At 34.5% G+C, this 18,483-nt stretch carries 20 protein-coding genes; 19 read left to right on the top strand and 1 reads right to left on the bottom strand.

Going from position 1 to position 18,483, the window contains the following annotated elements; genetic code table 11:
- Positions 1–37: 37 nt before the first annotated feature.
- From ACH2CJ_RS04530 to ACH2CJ_RS04505, 6 genes are all read left to right on the top strand, one after another.
- A complete protein-coding gene (locus ACH2CJ_RS04530; protein ID WP_394991038.1) occupies positions 38–1,129 on the top strand; it encodes an AI-2E family transporter in 1,092 nt (363 codons plus the stop codon).
- Positions 1,130–1,575: 446 nt separating this feature from the next.
- On the top strand, positions 1,576–3,714 hold the full coding sequence (locus ACH2CJ_RS04525) for a cbb3-type cytochrome c oxidase subunit I (protein WP_394991037.1): 2,139 nt from the start codon (positions 1,576–1,578) through the stop codon (positions 3,712–3,714).
- A gap of 2 nt (positions 3,715–3,716) precedes the next feature.
- Positions 3,717–4,727: a cytochrome c gene (locus ACH2CJ_RS04520; protein WP_394991036.1), complete on the top strand. Its 1,011-nt coding sequence runs from the start codon at positions 3,717–3,719 to the stop codon at positions 4,725–4,727.
- Between the two features lie 16 nt (positions 4,728–4,743).
- On the top strand, positions 4,744–5,004 hold the full coding sequence (locus tag ACH2CJ_RS04515) for a hypothetical protein (protein ID WP_394991035.1): 261 nt from the start codon (positions 4,744–4,746) through the stop codon (positions 5,002–5,004).
- 1 nt (position 5,005) lies between these two features.
- Positions 5,006–5,413, top strand: coding sequence for a cytochrome C (locus ACH2CJ_RS04510; protein ID WP_394991034.1), 408 nt, complete (start codon positions 5,006–5,008; stop codon positions 5,411–5,413).
- A gap of 262 nt (positions 5,414–5,675) precedes the next feature.
- A complete protein-coding gene (locus ACH2CJ_RS04505; RefSeq protein WP_394991033.1) occupies positions 5,676–6,689 on the top strand; it encodes an alpha/beta hydrolase in 1,014 nt (337 codons plus the stop codon).
- A 62-nt stretch (positions 6,690–6,751) separates the two neighbouring features.
- On the opposite strand, the gene ACH2CJ_RS04500 is transcribed toward ACH2CJ_RS04505, so the two are convergent.
- A complete protein-coding gene (locus ACH2CJ_RS04500; protein ID WP_394991032.1) occupies positions 6,752–7,747 on the bottom strand; it encodes an App1 family protein in 996 nt (331 codons plus the stop codon).
- Here ACH2CJ_RS04500 and ACH2CJ_RS04495 point away from each other — a divergent pair.
- The 13 genes from ACH2CJ_RS04495 to ACH2CJ_RS04435 form a co-directional block, all read left to right on the top strand.
- Entirely contained in the window at positions 7,746–8,618 is an 873-nt protein-coding gene (locus ACH2CJ_RS04495) for a diacylglycerol/lipid kinase family protein (protein WP_394991031.1), read from the top strand. The genes ACH2CJ_RS04500 and ACH2CJ_RS04495 overlap by 2 nt on opposite strands.
- 98 nt (positions 8,619–8,716) lie before the next feature.
- The gene (locus ACH2CJ_RS04490; RefSeq protein ID WP_394991030.1) at positions 8,717–9,310 is read left to right on the top strand and encodes a YceI family protein; all 594 of its coding nucleotides are present in this window, start codon (positions 8,717–8,719) and stop codon (positions 9,308–9,310) included.
- Between the two features lie 53 nt (positions 9,311–9,363).
- The gene (locus tag ACH2CJ_RS04485; RefSeq protein ID WP_394991029.1) at positions 9,364–10,203 is read left to right on the top strand and encodes a universal stress protein; all 840 of its coding nucleotides are present in this window, start codon (positions 9,364–9,366) and stop codon (positions 10,201–10,203) included.
- Between the two features lie 48 nt (positions 10,204–10,251).
- Positions 10,252–11,091 (top strand): universal stress protein, encoded by an 840-nt coding sequence (locus tag ACH2CJ_RS04480; RefSeq protein WP_394991028.1) that lies wholly within the window; start codon positions 10,252–10,254, stop codon positions 11,089–11,091.
- Positions 11,092–11,123: 32 nt separating this feature from the next.
- Positions 11,124–11,534: a low affinity iron permease family protein gene (locus ACH2CJ_RS04475; RefSeq protein ID WP_394991027.1), complete on the top strand. Its 411-nt coding sequence runs from the start codon at positions 11,124–11,126 to the stop codon at positions 11,532–11,534.
- Between the two features lie 113 nt (positions 11,535–11,647).
- On the top strand, positions 11,648–12,256 hold the full coding sequence (locus ACH2CJ_RS04470) for a porin family protein (protein WP_394991026.1): 609 nt from the start codon (positions 11,648–11,650) through the stop codon (positions 12,254–12,256).
- A 78-nt stretch (positions 12,257–12,334) separates the two neighbouring features.
- Positions 12,335–13,093, top strand: coding sequence for an MlaE family ABC transporter permease (locus ACH2CJ_RS04465; protein WP_394991025.1), 759 nt, complete (start codon positions 12,335–12,337; stop codon positions 13,091–13,093).
- Positions 13,094–13,296: 203 nt separating this feature from the next.
- A complete protein-coding gene (locus ACH2CJ_RS04460; RefSeq protein WP_394991024.1) occupies positions 13,297–14,064 on the top strand; it encodes an ABC transporter ATP-binding protein in 768 nt (255 codons plus the stop codon).
- Positions 14,065–14,137: 73 nt separating this feature from the next.
- Positions 14,138–15,046 carry an MlaD family protein gene (locus tag ACH2CJ_RS04455; RefSeq protein ID WP_394991023.1) on the top strand — a complete coding sequence of 303 codons (909 nt, stop codon included), beginning with the start codon at positions 14,138–14,140 and terminating at the stop codon, positions 15,044–15,046.
- 184 nt (positions 15,047–15,230) lie between these two features.
- Complete coding sequence (locus tag ACH2CJ_RS04450; RefSeq protein WP_394991022.1) at positions 15,231–15,767, top strand: hypothetical protein; 537 nt, start codon at positions 15,231–15,233, stop codon at positions 15,765–15,767.
- Between the two features lie 331 nt (positions 15,768–16,098).
- Positions 16,099–16,557, top strand: a complete 459-nt coding sequence (locus tag ACH2CJ_RS04445; protein ID WP_394991021.1) for a PA2169 family four-helix-bundle protein — start codon at positions 16,099–16,101, stop codon at positions 16,555–16,557.
- Positions 16,558–16,629: 72 nt separating this feature from the next.
- The gene (locus ACH2CJ_RS04440; RefSeq protein ID WP_394991020.1) at positions 16,630–17,529 is read left to right on the top strand and encodes a YihY/virulence factor BrkB family protein; all 900 of its coding nucleotides are present in this window, start codon (positions 16,630–16,632) and stop codon (positions 17,527–17,529) included.
- Between the two features lie 41 nt (positions 17,530–17,570).
- A partial coding sequence (locus ACH2CJ_RS04435; protein ID WP_394991019.1) for an NAD(P)/FAD-dependent oxidoreductase occupies positions 17,571–18,483 on the top strand: 913 nt, incomplete at its 3' end.

Raw genomic sequence — 18,483 nt, 5'->3', positions numbered from 1 at the left:
AACATAATTTTTTTAAAGTTAAAATAATGCCAAAAATATGACCATAACTATCACTTCGGTTATCAAAAGACTGCTTTTAATATTTTTGGTAATAGCAGGGCTTTATTATGCCAAAGCTTTTTTAATGCCATTGTGTTTTGGTGGAATTTTAGCTGCACTTTTTTTGCCATTTTGTAACTTGTTACAACGAAAAAAAATACCAAAATTCATTGCTGTACTTTCCTGCCTTCTTACTATTATTATTATTGTTGGTGGACTATTTGTACTTTTTGGCTGGAAAATATCTGATTTAGTAAAAGATGTAGAATTGTTAAAACAGAAAGCCATAGATTCGGGAATTCAGTTGCAAACCTATATTTTTAATCGATTTGGACTCTCTAATGAAGAGCAATTAAGTATCTTAAAAAAAGAGCAGCCCTCTTACGCCAATGTTATGCAAACGATGGTTGGCTCGCTTTCGAGTTTATTTGGAAATCTTGTTTTGGTGTACATCTATTTTGTTTTTCTGTTGTATTACCGTAGCCATATCAAGCAATTTTTACTCAAACTTTCGCTTGAAAAAAATAAAGCCGAAATGGAAAATATCATTCAAACAACCGCAAAGGTATCACAACAATATTTATTTGGGTTGTTTAAAATGATTGTTTGCTTATGGATACTTTACGGCATTGGCTTTAGTATTTTAGGCGTGAAAAACGCTATTTTCTTTGCTATACTTTGTGGTTTTTTAGAAATAGTACCTTACATTGGAAATATTGTGGGTACTATTATTACAGCTTTTGTAGCAGCCCTAAACGGAGCAGAACCTTCAATGCTTGGTAGTATTATCATAGTTTATGCCACCGTCCAAACGTTTCAAGGATGGGTACTTGAACCAATCATATTGGGCCCACAAGTCAAAATAAATCCGCTGTTTACTATCTTGGCTTTGGTACTTGGGCAATTGATTTGGGGAATTCCTGGAATCATTCTCGCCATTCCGCTAACCGCCATTTTAAAGATTATTTGCGACCATATTCAATCTCTAAGACCTTATGGTTTTTTGATTGGCGAGCTTGAAAGTGAGAAATCAGAGAATAGTTTTATTCATAAGATAAAAAGTAGATTCTCAGAAATAATTAGAAAATGAATAAAATTATTGAAGTGCAGCTGTTTAAACTTGCCAAAAAGATTCTCAAATAGATGCTAATTTTAAGGTGCAAACTAAAAACCTTTCGAAGTAGTTGAATGTATTCTTCATCGTTTAAAAACAGGCAACGTCGGCTGTCCAAAGTCAGTGACGAGAATTATCCATAGAGGTTTTTACAACAAAAATATTATCCTGCAATGTTTGTAATATTACTTTAAATGAAAACTACAAATAGCTGATTATCAGCAAATTAAACTATTTGTTGAAAATTAAAAAATAAGTAACAGCTATATTAAATTTACAAAATGTAGTGGGCATTTTGGTTAATTTAAAAGCATAATGTGTGAATTATGTAATTCTTTTATAAAACTATGTAACACATTTTATTTTAGAGTTTTCATCTTTGTTAGTAACCGTTTACCATCTCTAAACGGCAAAAATTCAACATGAAAACAACACTAAAATTTCTTTTTTTATTTTTGCTAATTATCTCATTATCAAATAGTAGCTACGCTCAAAATGCCACTAACATAATTACTGACAACAGCCATTCTTTGGCATTATGGTTGGTTTTCTTCGTTTTTTTTATTCCTCTATTGGCTTTTATTGGCATACAATATTTCAAATTTAAAAATGAAGTTGCAGAAAATGAGGCATGGAAAAAATTGGGAACTGATATTCACTTTTCTGAATATTTGAAGAATTTATCTAAAAATCAAATTAGGAAATTCAAAACATTGAAAGCACAAAATAAATTGGACAATGAAGGTGACAAGCCAAAAACGTTGACAATATTATTGCTATTTTTACTTTACTCTTCTACATTATTTGCCCAAGACCTCAACAACCCAAGGCAAGATTTTTTTAGCCAACCAGGTATCATTATTACCATCATTTTAATTTTTATTCCGATTTTACTGGGAGTTATTTTTGCAATGATAAAAGCAAATAACCTCATTAAAACCTATTTGAACAAAGGGAAAATCATTGAAGCACAATTATTTGCCGAACACATTAAAAATATTGACGACAAAGAATTAGAGAAAATTCTGAGCAAGCGTGAGGCAGCATTAAACTTTAATTTATCAAATACAGAACTTTCAGGCACTCAAAAAGCAGAAGATTCTATCGGTATTTTGAATAATATTCGGGACAAACACGAAACTCATTTTACCTCCTTAAAAAAGAAAGCTGTTCGCAAACCTACATTAGAGCCGCAAATCGCCCAATTGATACTTTGGTATTTTGGTTGTGCTACTTTCTGGTTAGTAGTGGGTACAGGTATTGGCGAATATTTGGGAATAAAATTTATTGCCCCCGATATTGACCATGAAAGTTGGCTAAGTTTCGGCAGGTTACGTCCCGTGCATACCAATATTGTGTTTTGGGGTTGGGCATCAATCGCCATGATAGGTTTGGGACATTATGTAGTTCCAATTGTGAGTAATACCAAAATTTACAGCATAAAATTGGGTTGGATTGCCCTCATACTCACCAATTTGATGGTTATTTTCGGTACAATTTGCCTCATGTCGGGCATGAATAATGGTGGTGGCGAGTTCAGAGAATATATATGGCCTGTGATGGCTTTCTTTGCCGTGTCTTTGATTCTGACCTTAGCCAATTTTATAATGACGGTGGCAAACCGTACCACCAAAGAGATTTATATTTCAAATTGGTATATAGTTTCGGCAATTATTTTTACAATTATTGTAGCACTTACTGCCTATTTGCCTTTTTGGCAAGACGGTGTCAGCGAAACCATTGTTCAGGGTTATTTTATGCACTCAGGTGTTGGAATGTGGTTTACTCTCTACACACTCGGCTTGCTATATTATTTTATTCCGCAGCAAATCAACAAACCCATTTACGCTTATAGTTTGGGTATTTTGGCGTTTTGGACACAAATACTGTTTTATACCATCATTGGCACACATCATTTTGTGTTTGCACCCATTGCTTGGTGGCTGCAAACAGTTGCCATTGTAGGCAGTGTAGGCATGATTATTCCAGTGGTGGCTGGCACAATCAATTTTACGATGACATTCAAGGGGCATTGGCACAAAATAACCACCAGTTATACTTTGCCTTTTTTCTTGGTGGCGGTCATCTACTACTTTTTGGTTTCGATGCAAGGCACTGTCGAAGCCTTCAAATTTACTAATTTACTTTGGCACTTTACCGATTTCACGGTGGCTCACGCCCATTTAGGATTTTATGGCTTAATCACTTTTGCACTTTGGGGTAGTATTTATGTGGTTATGCCTCGACTTACGGGCAAAGAACCTCCTCAACATTTGGTGGGAATTCATTTTTGGTTGGCATTTATTGGGCTACTTTTCTACTCTATCCCGCTGTCAGTTGGAGCAACTTTAAGGGGATTAATGTGGATGGAAGGTAAACCATTTATTGATAGCGTAGTGTTGATGTTCGATTTTTGGGTTTGGCGGGCTATTGGTGGCAGTTTGATGTTTATTTCACATTTGATTTTTGCCTATAATTTTTACAAAATGACCATTAACGAAGTGGCGGATATTGATGTGAAAGAAGAGGCATTCAAGATTTTAGACCAACAACCTCAATAGCCATGAATATTTTCAATAATCATCTCCGATTATACATTACAGCAGGCTTACTATTTGCGTTTCTTACTTATTTGACGGTAATAATGCCCGCATTTCAAAATCAGAATAACAACTTACCATTGCCAGGAAGCCAGCCACTTATGGGCGACGCCAAAGCGGGAAAATTGATTTACATTGCCGAAGGTTGCGTGGGTTGTCATTCGCAACAAGTGCGAAATGTTGAAATGGACAAAGTGTTTGGCAGTCGCCCGGGTATGGCGGCAGACTATGCCAACATTGGCAGAACAAGCTTATGGCAAAACACTGCAACTTTGATGGGAACAGGCAGAACTGGACCCGATTTGACCAATGTGGGCAACCGACAACCCAGCTTAGATTGGAATCTGATGCACTTGTTTCAACCCCGAAGTGTGGTAGCTCAGTCTATCATGCCAGCTTATGAATGGCTTTTTGAAATAAAAGAAAATCCTGCCAAAACAGACGTGATTGTACCTATTCCAATTCAGTTTTTGAATGGTAAAAAGGGGAAAGTAGTAGCAACCAAAAAGGCTTTGCAATTGGTAGCTTATGTGCAATCGCTCAAACAAATGCCATTGCCAGAAGGCTCAAAATCGCCCCAATTTTTATATAAAAGACCCGAAAAAATAGCTGCCTCAAAAGATGGAATTGCCTCGGTAGATGGAAAAGAATTATACGCAAAAAACTGTATGAGTTGCCACCAAGCCAATGGCGAAGGCTTAAAAGGGGCATTTCCGCCTCTAAAAGAAAGCCCAGTGGTAGTGGGCGAAAATCTGGAATTATACGTGGATATTATTATGAATGGCTATAATGCCCGCCCCGAATATGGACAAATGGCAGCGGTGGGAACAAACATGAATTTTACCGAATTTGATGTGGCGGCAATTATCAACTATGAGCGAAACTCTTGGGGGAATAAAGCAAAAGAAGTTACACCTGACGAAATTAAAAAATTAATGGACTTTATAAAGGTTAAAATGACTGCTTCAAAGTAAAAACGACCTGATACTTATGAAAAAATCAATTCTGATATTGTTTTTCCTCACTTTTTACATCGCAACTTACGCCTGCGAAGTTTGCGAACGAAACCAACCCAAAGTGCTGCGAGGCATCGTTCACGGTGCAGGTCCAGAAAGTAATTGGGATTACGTGAGTATTGGTATTACGGCAATTATTGCTGTTTTTACCTTAATATATTCCATAAAATGGCTCATAAAACCCAACGAAAATAATGCAGACCACATTAAATATTCAATCTTTAAAATAGATTAACATGAAAAATAATAGCTCAGTTTTTATATTTTTAGATGAAGAGAAAAAACCTTTTGGAGAATTTCCTGTACCCATCAATTTTGAATTGGATACCAGCAAATTGGTTGATGGTGAGCATGTTATGAAAATTGTGAGTAAAGACCCATCGGGAAAAGAGGGCATCCGAAAGATACCTTTTTTTGTTCGTAATGGTCCATCTATTGCAGTAGAAGGGATTTCGGATAATGAAATTGTGGATGGCATAATTCCGATAATGATAAACGCCTACGGCAAAGGCGACCAAAAACAATTTTTGATAGAAGGAAGCGAAACCCCACAATCTACTCCTGCGTGGTTTTGGGGAATTATCATAAGTTTTGTTGGCTTTGCGATTTACTATTTCATTGTGGAGATGAATAGAAGTTTGTGAAACTCGAAATGGAAATTATAAAAAAAGACTGTTTAGTTGAAAATGTGTCTAAAGTTGATTAGAGCGGAAGCCATAAGTATCTAAGATTTAAAGTTTTTGATAGGAATTCAAATCGAACTAAAATACGCTTATAAGTATCTAATCAAGCAAAAAAACATTCTATTTTAAAGCAAAAAGAATAAATATTTCGCTCATACCAAGTAATAGGTTCATCTTTTATTTTTTGAACAAAAGTAACTACTTTAAACTAAACATCTTTTTTATGAAACTAAATGAACAAACGAGCTTAAAACCCTCAGGAGAAGCACCCGCATGGGGAACTTCTATCAAACCAGAAATGCAAACCGTTATGGAAACGCTGGCAAGTCTTGGTGGAAAACCAATTGAAACCTTGGATGCTAAAGAAGCACGTATGCAACCTACACCGACGGATGCAGTTATGAAAATAATGAAAATTAATAATATGTCAATGCCACCCGCTCTTTGCGATACAATCAATAAAGAGATTCCAGTTACCGGTGGTACAACACAAATTCGTATCTATACACCAAAGGAAGGTACTGCCCCTTTTCCTGTCATTGTATATTATCATGGTGGTGGATTTGTAATTGCAGATATAAACGTATATAATGCGAGTAGCCAAGGGCTTTGTGAGCAAACGGGGGCAATCGTTGTTTCTGTTGAATACCCTAAAGGACCAGAGCAAAAGTTTCCTGCGGCACACATGGTTGCTTTTGATGCTTACAAATGGGTTATCGAAAATGCAACTTCTTTTAACGGTGATTCTACTAAAATGGCTCTTGTCGGAGAAAGTGCTGGTGGTAATCTTGCCGCTAATGTAAGTATTATGGCAAGAGACCAAAAACTTAAAATGCCTCTTTATCAAGTTTTGGTTTATCCACTCGCAAATAATGACTTGGAGAGTGAAAGCTATGTAAAATATGCCAAGGCAAAACCACTAAATAAGCCAATGATGGCTTGGTTTGTAAAAAATGCCTTGGAAAACTCGGCACAAGCCGCCGATCCTCGCATAAGCTTGGTAAATGCAAATCTTGCAGGAATGCCAAAAACATTGATAATTGCAGCAGAAATTGACCCTTTACAAACGGAGGGGGAATTGCTAAACGAAAAATTGAAAGCCGCCAATGTAGAAACAGACTATGAACTATATAATGGGGTAACTCATGAATTTTTTGGTATGGCTGCTGTTGTTCCTCAAGCAAAAGAAGCTCAAGCACTGGCTGCAAAAAAATTAAAAACAGCTTTCGGAATGTAATAAAATATTTTATTGTGAAGAAGGTTGTTTATTAAAATGAGCAACTTTCTTACTTTTTACAATTAGCTGATAATCAATCCGATAGCTTTTGAATGCAAAATAGCTTCGTCGGTATGATTAAATTGGCAAGTATAAATTTCTTTATTTTGTATCGTCGCCAACAGGGCTAGTGTTGGTAATTCTTTTTCTAAACTAACATTTCTAATATAAATGGCTACAATTTTATCAGTATATCTATTTGCAATTGCTACATAAATTTCTGGGTCACTCTGTGAGTTATCTCCTAATAATACAAATCGTTGCTTAGGAAATGTCTCCATTATCCTGACTACCCTAATCAATTTGCCTTGATGTTTTGTTTTGCCAGTTTTAAATAATTGATGCCATTTTTTTATAGTATTTAACAAAAAAGCCCCTTTTGGCAAACCATTATGCTTAAAAAACTCATTCAAATCATCATATAAATTCCATTCGCTACTTGATACATAGAAAAAAGGATTGAGTAATGTTTCATTAGTATGAGCAAGAGATAATAGTTGATAAAATTTTACCACATCAGCAAACGTTTTTCTACTACGTGGGTTTTTGGTAAACATTACTTTTAATTTTTTGCCTGTGGTAGCAGAATGCGACACCAATACGGTATCATCAATGTCAGATACAAAACCATATTGAGTAGAGTGTGGAACAAAAATTTTACCTTCGCCCGTAGTAACAATATGATTTTGTTCGTTTAATAAACTTATAATTACCTTATGCCAACCTGCTTCCACTTCGGTGGTAGATTGCCATTCAAACTTAAAAAAACCATCGGCTTCGGTGGTACAATAAAACTGCTGCTTTTCCCATTGCAAAGTTACTCGAGCATTGGGTATTGGCTTAACAAAAAACAACTTAGCCAAATGAATGATATTTAAAATTGGGTTATTGGTATATTTACTCGGACTAACCGATTTTCCTGCCAATACATGACCATACACAACAAGATTTTTTGTATGCCCATAACCGTGATATACTTTTACGGTAAATTCTGGATTATTAATTTTATTTTTCATCATGACACAAAATAAATTACTTTTTATACTTAATCCTGGTTCAGGAAGCACTTCAACAGATTGGACAACGTTGATAACGAATCATTTTGTTTCCTTAAACTATAAAATTGAATTGTATTGCCTTACAAAAGACTGTAATCAGGCAACAATAAAAGAAAGAATAAAGTTGTTTTCGCCGCAGCGAGTGATAGCAGTTGGAGGAGATGGCACCATAAAATTAGTAGCTGAGTGTGTTTTAGATTCAGGCATTCCGTTGGGAATCCTACCTGCAGGTTCGGCAAATGGCCTGGCAAAGGAACTCGGAATCGGTAATGACCCCACACAAGCTTTGGATGTTATTGTAAACGGCCATTTAAAAAAAATACACATAACCCATATAAATAGTCAATTATGTATTCATTTGAGTGATATTGGATTGAATGCTTATGCAATGAAGAGGTTTAAAACTCAAGGTGTGCGTGGAATGTGGGGGTACATGATGGCTTCTTTGAAAGTATTATTGCAAAATCCTCTGATGGAAATAACTATGCACATTGATAATAAAAACATCAAAATAAAGGCCGAAATGATAGTTATCGCCAATGGTACCAGATATGGCACTGGGGCTGTTATAAATCCGATTGGTAAATTAGACGATAAACTATTTGAAGTAATTGTTGTCAAAAAAATATCAATTCTTGAAGTCTTTAAAATGGTTTTTTCGCATAAACCCTATGATTTAGATAAAACGGAAGTTTTTCAAACAAACGCATTGACTATGTTTTCTACAAAAAAAGTGCATTTCCAAATTGATGGCGAATATCTTGGCAAGATTAAAACATTGGAAGTTAAACTAACCCCACAGGCACTCAAAATAATTGTTCCAAATGTGTGAATGATATAACTTATTCTAAAAGTTATGTAACACTTCCTCAAACAAAGGTTCAGACCTTTATACTGTTAAAAACTGTTTCACAGTATGAAACTCAAAAAATGGAAAATCAAACCAAATGGTCAATTGATCAAGCTCATAGCGACATTACTTTTAAAGTAAGACATTTAATGATTGCTCATATAAAAGGTGAATTCAAAACTTTTGATGCAAGTATTTATACAATAGGCAAAGATTTTACAACCGCCGAAGTAAATGTACGGGTTGAAGCCTCTTCAGTAACAACTGGTGATACCCAACGAGATGATCACTTAAAAGCACTCGATTTTTTTGATGTTGAAAATCATAAACATATAACTTTCTCATCAACTTCCATAGGAAAAGCAGATGCCGAAGGTAAACATGAATTATTGGGAGAGTTGAACATGATAGGTGTTACCAAAAATATAAAATTAAATGTTGAGTTTGGAGGAATTGTAAAAGACCCTTGGGGAAATGAAAGAGCTGGATTTACGGTTACGGGGAAAATAAACAGAGCCGACTGGGGCCTTATTTGGAATGCACCTATGGATGCTGGAGGCTTTATGGTGAGTGATGAGGTAAGTATATTGTGTGATATAGAAATGACTAATGTAGGCTCTAAAGATTTGACCATAGAATTGGAAGTAACTGCCAATGATAAAACTCTTCTATGATTAAAATTTAACTCGCAATTTTATTTTTTTTATCAATATAAACCACTAAAGTTATGAAAACGATTCTTTTTCCAACCGATTTTAGCGATAATGCTATTCATGCTTCAAAATATGCAGGAATGCTGGCAAGGCGTTTCGATGCCAAGGTAATTTTGTTACACGTCTATGCGATTACTGTTCCTGTAAATTCAGAGTTTCAACTGATTTACGATACAGAAAATACACTTCTACAGCGGGGCAAGGAAGCCGAGCAAAATTTACAGTTTTTTACCGAAAAGTTTATTGGCAATACAAATTTACACATTGAGCAAATCACTCAAATGGTTGAGTATGGCTTAGTGTCGGATGTTGTAGTGGAAATAGCCAAAGCACAAAATGTCGATTTGATAGTAATGGGTACTAAAGGTGCATCGAATATGATAGACAAATGGTTTGGTACAAATGCCGAAATTATTATGGAATCGGCAAAATGCCCTGTTTGGATTATTCCAGAAAATGCTTTACTCAATGCTCCTCAAACGATAATGTATGCAGCCGATTTTAAAGAAGATGAAATTGCGGCAACTCACAAACTCTTAGAAATAGCTAAACCCTTGGGAGCTACCTGCAAGGTGGTTCATATTCATGACTATTTCGAGTTAAAGGTAAATCAGACCGTTAAAGAAATGGTAACTGAACTAAAACATGAGTTTGAAAATGAAGACATAACATTTAAACACCTCAATCGAAAAGAAATTGTGAAAGGTTTAGAAACCTATATCAAAACACATAATCCAGATGTTTTGGCGTTGGCAGCATATGAAAAATCATTTTTAAGCAAGATATTCAATAGTAGTATCACCCAACATTTTGTTCAGGAAGCAAAATTACCCATGCTTTTTTTTAAGAAATAGCATTCTTTGATGATTCTTAGTAACTCAACTTTAACTAACTCCATCTACATGAAAACGATTCTTTTTCCAACTGATTTTAGCACTAATGCCATTCATGCCTCTCAATATGCTGGCATGCTGGCAAAGAAATTAGATGCAAAAGTGGTTTTATTGCATGGTTATCCTATTCCCATTTCAACAAATTCAACTAATCTGCCTATTTTCGATACAGAGATATCTGTTTTACAAGGAAGAGAAGATGCCGAAAACAATTTAGCAATTTTTGAGTTAAAGTTTATAGAAGACTCAAATTTATCTCACGATCGTATCATCAAAATGGTAGAATATGGACTTATTTCAGAGATAATAGTAGAAACCGCCAAAACGGTAAACGCTGATTTTATTGTAATGGGTACCAAAGGAGCATCGAATATAATTGATAGCTGGCTTGGCACAAATGCCCAAAATGTCATGAAATCTGCTGAATGCCCTGTTTGGATTGTCCCTCAAAATGCTTCTATTACTCTACCTCAAACAATTATGTATGCTGCCGATTTCAAGGAAGACGAAATTGCCGCCACTCATAAAGTATTAGCGATTGCAGAGCCTTTAGGAGCTATCTGCAAAGTGATTCATATTCATGAATATTTCGAATTAAATATAGGAGGTGCTGTAGAACAAATGGTGAGTGATTTAGAAGATGAGTTTGAAAATGATGATGTAACGATTAAAAACCTTAATCGAAATGATATTATTGAAGGCTTAGAAATTTATATAAATACTCACAAACCTAATGTTTTGGCTTTAGCGATTTATGAAAAGTCATTTTTAAATGATATTTTTAATACAAGTCTTACCCAGCATTTCGTACAAGAGGCAAATCTGCCAATGCTTATTTTTAAAAAATAATTTATTTTAGCCCCCTAGTATATTAACAAACTATGAAAAAAGTATATAGAAAATTAGAAATGATGTTTGAGAAACTCACTTCTACTGCTACCTCTATTTTAGGTAATTCTGTCACTTTTATTATTGCTTTATTTACAGTAATATTTTGGATTAATAATGAGCAATTTTATACCCAAAGTATTCACCAAAAAATAGGAGATATAATACTCGGAATTACTTTTTTAAGTTTGTTTATTATTCAAAAAACATTCAATCACTTCTCTATTGCGTTGCATTTAAAGCTAAATGAACTCGTAGCATCGCATGATACTGCAAGTAATGCGGTAATTAATGTAGAAAAAAAATCAGAGATGGAGATAATCGAACTTCAAAAAGAATATGCCGAACTGGCAGAGCAGATAAAAGAAATAGAGGAAAATCCAGAACCCTTGAAAAAAAATTAGATAAAAACTAAAATGTGTGAATGATATAACTCATTTCGAATATTATATAACACTTCTCATTGCAGGAGTCTGCACCTTTGTATCGTAATTATTTAAAACAAAACACCAAGCAAATGTTAAAAAAAACCACAATACTTTTCGCATTATTATTCATTAATGCAAAAATCATTTCTGCTCAAACCTTGTCAATTGGACCAATGGTAGGTTTAAATGTATCAACGCTAACGGCAGCTCCAAACACCAAAAGTTTACTCGGAGTATCAATTGGTGGTTTCGCTAATTATAGTGTAAACGAACACGTTGGAATCGGTGCAAAAGTTATGTATTCGCAATTAGGCTCTGCTTATACCTTTAATGAAGATATTAACAGACTACATTATTTGCAAATTCCGCTTACCTTAATATACTTTTTTGGTGACGCAGGAAATCAATTTCGTCCGAAAATTTTTGCAGGCCCTTATGTTGGTGCATTACTAAGAGCAAACCATAAAAGTGGAGACGAGGTGCTGGGCACAAACGGTCAACCCTATTACAACAAAACTGATATCGGTGGACTAGTAGGTGCGGGCTTCAATTATCGTATTCAGTCTCGCACATGGTTAAATGTCGATGCAGGCTTTGGGAAAAGCTTCACCGATGTTACAAAAACAAATGACAATGTTTATCATAACTTAGCTTTCAGTTTGAATGTTGGTATAAGTTTTCCAGTAGGAAATGACTAATATTTGAGTGAAAGTAATAAAAGGCTTTAGTTCTCAAGGACTAAAGCCTTTTTTGAAAATCAATAAAACGATTCAATCATGGTCATTTATCTGAAAAGTATATTTAATGATGCAGGTAATGTTATCTTGTTTACTATTAGGTTTTTTAAGGAAGTTGTAAGACCTCCTTTTGAAACGCAAGAATTTATCAAACAATGCTATGTTATTGGCTATAAATCGCTTCCATTGGTAGCAATTACAGGCTTTATTATGGGCATGGTACTCACGCTTCAGTCACGTCCTACATTGGCCGAGTTTGGTGCAGAATCTTGGTTGCCTGGCATGGTTGCACTTTCTTTGATAAGAGAAATAGCTCCCGTAATTACAGCCTTAATTTGTGCTGGCAAAGTCTCATCGGGCATTGGGGCAGAGTTAGGTTCAATGAAAGTAACCGAGCAAATTGATGCGATGGAAGTATCAGCCATTAATCCTTTCAAATATTTAGTAGTTACCAGAATCCTTGCTGCTACATTAATGATTCCTCTTTTAGTTGTATTTGCCGATGGTATTGGTATTTTTGGTGGCTATGTAGGTGTCAATATTCACAGTGATGTAAATATAGTGCGTTATACTTCGCAGGTAATTGAATCACTCGATTTTATTGATATTGTACCCGCTACTATCAAAACTTTTTTCTTTGGGTTTGCTATCGGTATGATTGGCTGCTACAAAGGATTCACGGCAGCTAATGGCACAGAAAGTGTGGGTAAAGCGGCCAATTCTGCCGTAGTTCTTGCTTCTCTGACCATATTTATAATAGATATGTTGGCGGTTCAATTGACAGACCTTTTTTTCTAAAACAAAAAGCCAAATAGTCGAAAAAAGGGGTTTATGATAATTTTTGTAGAGAACATCAACTTCCATTGAAGATAGAGATGTTTGAGTAAGAATTTTTAACCTTAAAAAAATTTGTCTTGGTTGTAAGCCAAAAGCTAGTTTAGAGTATAATAAAATCATCTTTAATAGCTAAATGCCAACCTCTAATTGTCGAAACTTATATAATGACATCACCAAAAAAAAATATTACTCCTGATAGCACCACGCCAGTTATAGACATAAAAGGGCTATATAAATCATTTGGTAAAGACAATCACGTACTAAAAGGAGTTAGTTTTTCTGTAAAAAAAGGAGAGAATTTGGTAGTATTAGGAAAATCAGGCTCAGGCAAATCAATAACTATTAAATGTTTGGTGGGTTTATTAAAGACCGATAAAGGTGAAATAAAGGTATTTGACACAGATATTACGAAGTTAGATGAAATTCAGCTCAATGAAATCAGATTAAGAATCGGATTTCTTTTTCAGAATGGAGCATTATATGACTCCATGACGGTAAGGGAAAATTTGGCGTTTCCATTGATGCGACACTCTAAAGAAATATCTGCCAAAGAAGTAGAAGACGCAATTATCGAAACATTAACAAGCGTTGGTTTGGCAGAAGCCATTGATAAAATGCCCTCCGAATTATCAGGAGGTATGCGTAAAAGAGTTGGTCTTGCTCGCACACTCATTTTAAAACCTGAAATCCTGCTTTATGATGAACCTACTACTGGCTTAGATACCATTACTTCCCGAGAGATTAGCGAATTAATATTGTCTATTCAGAAAAAATATAAAACAACATCTATCATTATTACTCACGACATGGCTTGTGCCAAATACACAGGCGATAGACTTGTGATTTTGAAAGATGGAATAATAAATGCCGAAGGTACTTACGAAGCATTAGAAAAAAGTAATGACGAATGGGTGCGTTCATTTTTTATATAGCGATTGATTTTTAGTCATTTTTTTAACAATGATTGTTATGCTAATCGACTTACAAAAGTAAAAAACTAAGAATATGAATAAGGAATCTGGGTTCACATGGAAATTAGGAATGTTTGCAATCATAGGAATAGTGCTATTTGTGGTAACAATTTATTTTGTTGGCAAACAGAAAAACCTATTTGGTTCGACGATACATTTAAAATCAAAATTCAAAAACGTGAGTGGCTTGAAGGTGGGAAACAATGTACGCTTTTCGGGAATTAATGTTGGTACTGTTGATGCCATTGAGCTTATTACCGATACTTCCGTAATGGTTCATTTAATGATAGAGAAAGATGTACAACCATTTATCAAAACCGATGCCAAAGTAACCATAAGTTCAGACGGATTGATGGGCGATAAGGTTTTGGTAATCTCGCCAGGCACAATTACCAACAAACCCGTGAAAGACAATGACTTACTTATTTCAAAAAGTGCCATCGAAATGGAAGATATAATGATTAGTATGAAAAAAAGTTTAGATAATGTTGGTTTGATTTCGGAAGAATTGGCACAATTTAGTAAAAAAGTCAACAATGGAAACGGAGCTTTATCGAAAATGATTTCTGACGAAGCATTTTCAAATAGCCTCAAAAATACGCTTACTAACCTACAAACCAGTTCTGACGAATTTGCCAAATTTACCGTTAAAATGAATAATGGAAAAGGAGCTTTGTCGAAAATGATGAGCGATGAAAAATTTGGCAAAGCACTTGATTCTACAATGACTAATATTCAATCAGGCACAAAAGGCTTGACTGAAACAATAGAGGCTGCCAAAAACAGTTTTTTACTTAAAGGATATTTTACAAAGAAAGAAAAAGCAGCTAAACAAGCAGAGTTAAAACGATTAGAAGCCATAAAAAAGAAAAATACAGGTAAATCTCAACCCAAACGCGACTCAACCTATCAGACAATAGCACCAAAAGATAGCATAAAGTAATAAAATATCGAAGTGGTACAACACAGTTTTAAAATTGCGTTGTACCACTTACTATTTCAATAAAAACTATGAAAAATTATTGAATGGCACTTCAAAACAAAAATCGAAAGATACATTTCTTTAAAAATATATTATATTGATAGTCAGAGCTTTACAGGCAGTTTTTACGTAAATACTTACTTAAATGGACACTTTAAAACCTGTGGTTTTTCTATTTCCAGTTATTGCTCTAATTTTAGTTAGTCTACTATTTACCTATTCCAAAAGAAAAGCTACTGACAAAAAACTTTTTAATAAGTTTGTCTTTTTTATAACTATGCTTGCCTTTTTGTTGAATTTCACTTGGGAAATACTTCAAATGCCACTTTATGATAGTTCTTCGTTTAGTATAAATCATATTTTATATTGTGCCATAGGTGCTATAGCAGATACAATTATGGTCTTATTACTTTATTTTGGCTTTACTGTAATATTTAAAAATATATATTGGATAGAACTTTTAAAATGGGAACAGATTTCAATCTTAGTTTTAACTGGAGGAATAGGAGCTATTTTATCAGAAATTAGGCATTTATCTTTAGGAAACTGGGCATATTCCGATTCAATGCCCATTATTCCCTTCTTTAATGTTGGTTTATCTCCTATATTACAATTTATGGTTCTACCTGCACTGATTTATACCTTAAGTTTTTATTGCTTAAAAACTACAAGCAACAAGTAAAACATTGCTGATTGTACAGATTTTCGTAAAATGAAAACGCTTCGAATTCATGTATTTCCCTATCATTTATATTTTAAGAACATTGATTTTTGAAAACAACCAAAACACCTTTTGCAGCACGACTTTGTGGGAGTAGCCCTAATATGGTTTTCTTAAATGTGTGAATGATATAACTTATTTCAAAAGTTTTGTAACACTTATAAAATTCATATTACTCAACTTTGTAATATAACTATAAGCATGGAAACTATACATAAATGGCAGCAAGAAATGATGCCCATGGAAATGCCAAAAACAAAAAAGTAATTATTAATATTAAATCTACATAAAAATGAAAAACGAGAAAACAATTGACGTATTAAATACGGTCATCGAAATCAACAACGACAGAATTGAAGGATATGAAACTGCTTTAAAAGAAACAGAGGAAGCCGAATTTAAAAGTTTGTTTGCTCAATTTGCATACACAAGTCAAAAATGTAATTCTCAACTTATTGATGAAGTTCAAAAGCTGGGTGGAACTCCTGCGGAAGGTACAAAAGTAAGTGGGAAATTTTTTAGAGTGTGGATGGATGTGAAAGCGGCACTTACTGGTAATGACCGAGAGGCAATTCTGAATTCGTGCAAATATGGTGAAGAAGTAGCCCAAGAAACTTATGAAAATGCACTAAATGAGCATTCAGACCACTTAACTTCCGAGCAAAAGGTTTTACTAAGACAACAATTAATGTGGCTAAAAGCGGAGTATGATACCGTAAAAAGTATGATAGCGATGTCGGAGCAAGATTAATTTTTTTTACCATATAAAAATGCAGAAGAGATAAGATTATTTCGTCTGCATTTTTATTTAATACTTTAAGTAATGCCATTCAAAACTAAAGATTTGGGTAAGTTATTTAAAAAAACTTTTAAAGAATGGAACGCTAAAGATCCATTCCGACAAAGTGCTGTAATTGCATATTATGCCATTTTCAGCATACCCGGGTTATTGGTTCTTGTTATTGCAATTGCGGGTTATTTCTTTGGAAAAGATGCTGTAAACGAAAGTATATTATCACAAGTAGCAAGCACATTGGGTGAAGATACTTCTCTCCAAATAAAACAAATACTGGCAAAGGCAACTCAAACAAAATCTACACTTTGGGGTTCAATTATTGGCGTAGGCACTATACTTCTTGGAGCTACGGGGGTATTTGTCGAATTACAAATAACATTAAATGCAATTTGGAAAGTTAAAGTTGTTCCTAAAAAAGGAATTTTACCTATTTTGAAAGCAAGACTTTTTTCATTTGGGTTAATTTTGGCCATTGCATTTTTATTGATGATTTCATTAGTCATTTCAACTGCTCTCGCAGCCATTAGCGATTTTATTAAAGGAGGCACATCAGAGTTTATGATAATTGTCTTTAATGTTCTCAATTTTATTTTTTCATTGGCAGTTATTTCTATGCTCTTTGCCCTGATGTATAAAATTTTGCCCGATGCAAAAATACAATGGAAACATGTTTGGTTTGGGGCTATTCTTACAGGTTTGTTGTTTACGATAGGAAAAACAGTTCTTGCCTTCTATTTCGGAACAGCTCAGCCCGCTTCTATTTATGGCACAGCAGGATCTATCATATTAATACTTTTGTGGGTTTCCTATTCATCAATGATTCTGTTTTTTGGAGCTGAATTTACAGCGGCCTATGCCAAACAATATACAGGCGAAGTGCCACCTACTGAGATTGCTAAAGCAGAAATTCCCATAAAAACTCAATAACTATAGTGTCATATTTCATAAGATTAGTTAAAATTTAATACATGAATCTTACAACAGGTTATCCATATTGGCTAATAAATGCTGGTTTACCAGTCAATTATCCAAAATTGGACGAATCAATAAAAACAGATGTTATAATTATTGGTGGTGGCATTTCTGGAGCTTTGACCGCTTATTATTTAACCAAAGCAGGCTTAAATTGTATTGTTGTTGATGCACGAACCATTGGTTTAGGTAGTACTTCTGCAAGTACTGCCCTATTGCAATATGAGTTAGATACCCCTTTATCAAAACTTTCAAATCAAATTGGTTTTCAATCGGCCGCTCGTGCTTACCAAATGTGTTCCGAAGCAATTAATACAATTGAAAGCATCTCAAAAAAAATTAGATTTACGCTATTTGAACAACAAAAAAGCCTTTTTTTCGCTGCTTATAAAAAAGATAAGCTTTTTATGAAAACTGAATTTTCATATCGTAAAAGAGCAGGATTTGAAGTTCAATATTTAGATGAAAACGAAATAAAACAGCAATTTGGGTTTTCTGCTCCCATGGGTATTCTCTCTTCGCAAGGGGGCACTACCGACCCATATATGTTTACCCATGCTTTGCTTCAAGAAAGCGTAAAAAATGGGCTACGTGTTTTTGATAGAACTGTGATTACGGAAATAGCATATAAAGCCAACGGTGTAAAATTAACAACCGAAAAAGGGCACCATATTACAGCAAGAAAAATAGTGAATGCCTCAGGATATGAAATAACGGAGTTTATAGACAAAAAAATTGTACAATTAAATTCTACTTATGCTCTTGCATCCGAGCATATTCAATCGCCTATACCTGTATGGACAGATAAAACGCTATTGTGGAATACTGCAAACCCTTATTTATATATGCGTACAACCCATGATAACAGAATAATTATTGGCGGAAGAGACGAAGCGTTTTATAGCCCCA

It is taken from the genome of Emticicia sp., assembly GCF_043780375.1.
GTDB lineage: Bacteria > Bacteroidota > Bacteroidia > Cytophagales > Spirosomataceae > Emticicia.
The sequence above is the reverse complement of the archived record's forward strand: the minus strand, read 5'-3'. Positions and strand labels throughout refer to the sequence as shown.

Coding starts and splice junctions, on each gene's coding strand:
- ACH2CJ_RS04530 (WP_394991038.1), top strand. CDS start 38: ATGACCATAACTATCACTTCGGTTATCAAAAGACTGCTTTTAATATTT.
- ACH2CJ_RS04525 (WP_394991037.1), top strand. CDS start 1,576: ATGAAAACAACACTAAAATTTCTTTTTTTATTTTTGCTAATTATCTCA.
- ACH2CJ_RS04520 (WP_394991036.1), top strand. CDS start 3,717: ATGAATATTTTCAATAATCATCTCCGATTATACATTACAGCAGGCTTA.
- ACH2CJ_RS04515 (WP_394991035.1), top strand. CDS start 4,744: ATGAAAAAATCAATTCTGATATTGTTTTTCCTCACTTTTTACATCGCA.
- ACH2CJ_RS04510 (WP_394991034.1), top strand. CDS start 5,006: ATGAAAAATAATAGCTCAGTTTTTATATTTTTAGATGAAGAGAAAAAA.
- ACH2CJ_RS04505 (WP_394991033.1), top strand. CDS start 5,676: ATGAAACTAAATGAACAAACGAGCTTAAAACCCTCAGGAGAAGCACCC.
- ACH2CJ_RS04495 (WP_394991031.1), top strand. CDS start 7,746: ATGACACAAAATAAATTACTTTTTATACTTAATCCTGGTTCAGGAAGC.
- ACH2CJ_RS04500 (WP_394991032.1), bottom strand. CDS start 7,747: ATGATGAAAAATAAAATTAATAATCCAGAATTTACCGTAAAAGTATAT.
- ACH2CJ_RS04490 (WP_394991030.1), top strand. CDS start 8,717: ATGGAAAATCAAACCAAATGGTCAATTGATCAAGCTCATAGCGACATT.
- ACH2CJ_RS04485 (WP_394991029.1), top strand. CDS start 9,364: ATGAAAACGATTCTTTTTCCAACCGATTTTAGCGATAATGCTATTCAT.
- ACH2CJ_RS04480 (WP_394991028.1), top strand. CDS start 10,252: ATGAAAACGATTCTTTTTCCAACTGATTTTAGCACTAATGCCATTCAT.
- ACH2CJ_RS04475 (WP_394991027.1), top strand. CDS start 11,124: ATGAAAAAAGTATATAGAAAATTAGAAATGATGTTTGAGAAACTCACT.
- ACH2CJ_RS04470 (WP_394991026.1), top strand. CDS start 11,648: ATGTTAAAAAAAACCACAATACTTTTCGCATTATTATTCATTAATGCA.
- ACH2CJ_RS04465 (WP_394991025.1), top strand. CDS start 12,335: ATGGTCATTTATCTGAAAAGTATATTTAATGATGCAGGTAATGTTATC.
- ACH2CJ_RS04460 (WP_394991024.1), top strand. CDS start 13,297: ATGACATCACCAAAAAAAAATATTACTCCTGATAGCACCACGCCAGTT.
- ACH2CJ_RS04455 (WP_394991023.1), top strand. CDS start 14,138: ATGAATAAGGAATCTGGGTTCACATGGAAATTAGGAATGTTTGCAATC.
- ACH2CJ_RS04450 (WP_394991022.1), top strand. CDS start 15,231: ATGGACACTTTAAAACCTGTGGTTTTTCTATTTCCAGTTATTGCTCTA.
- ACH2CJ_RS04445 (WP_394991021.1), top strand. CDS start 16,099: ATGAAAAACGAGAAAACAATTGACGTATTAAATACGGTCATCGAAATC.
- ACH2CJ_RS04440 (WP_394991020.1), top strand. CDS start 16,630: ATGCCATTCAAAACTAAAGATTTGGGTAAGTTATTTAAAAAAACTTTT.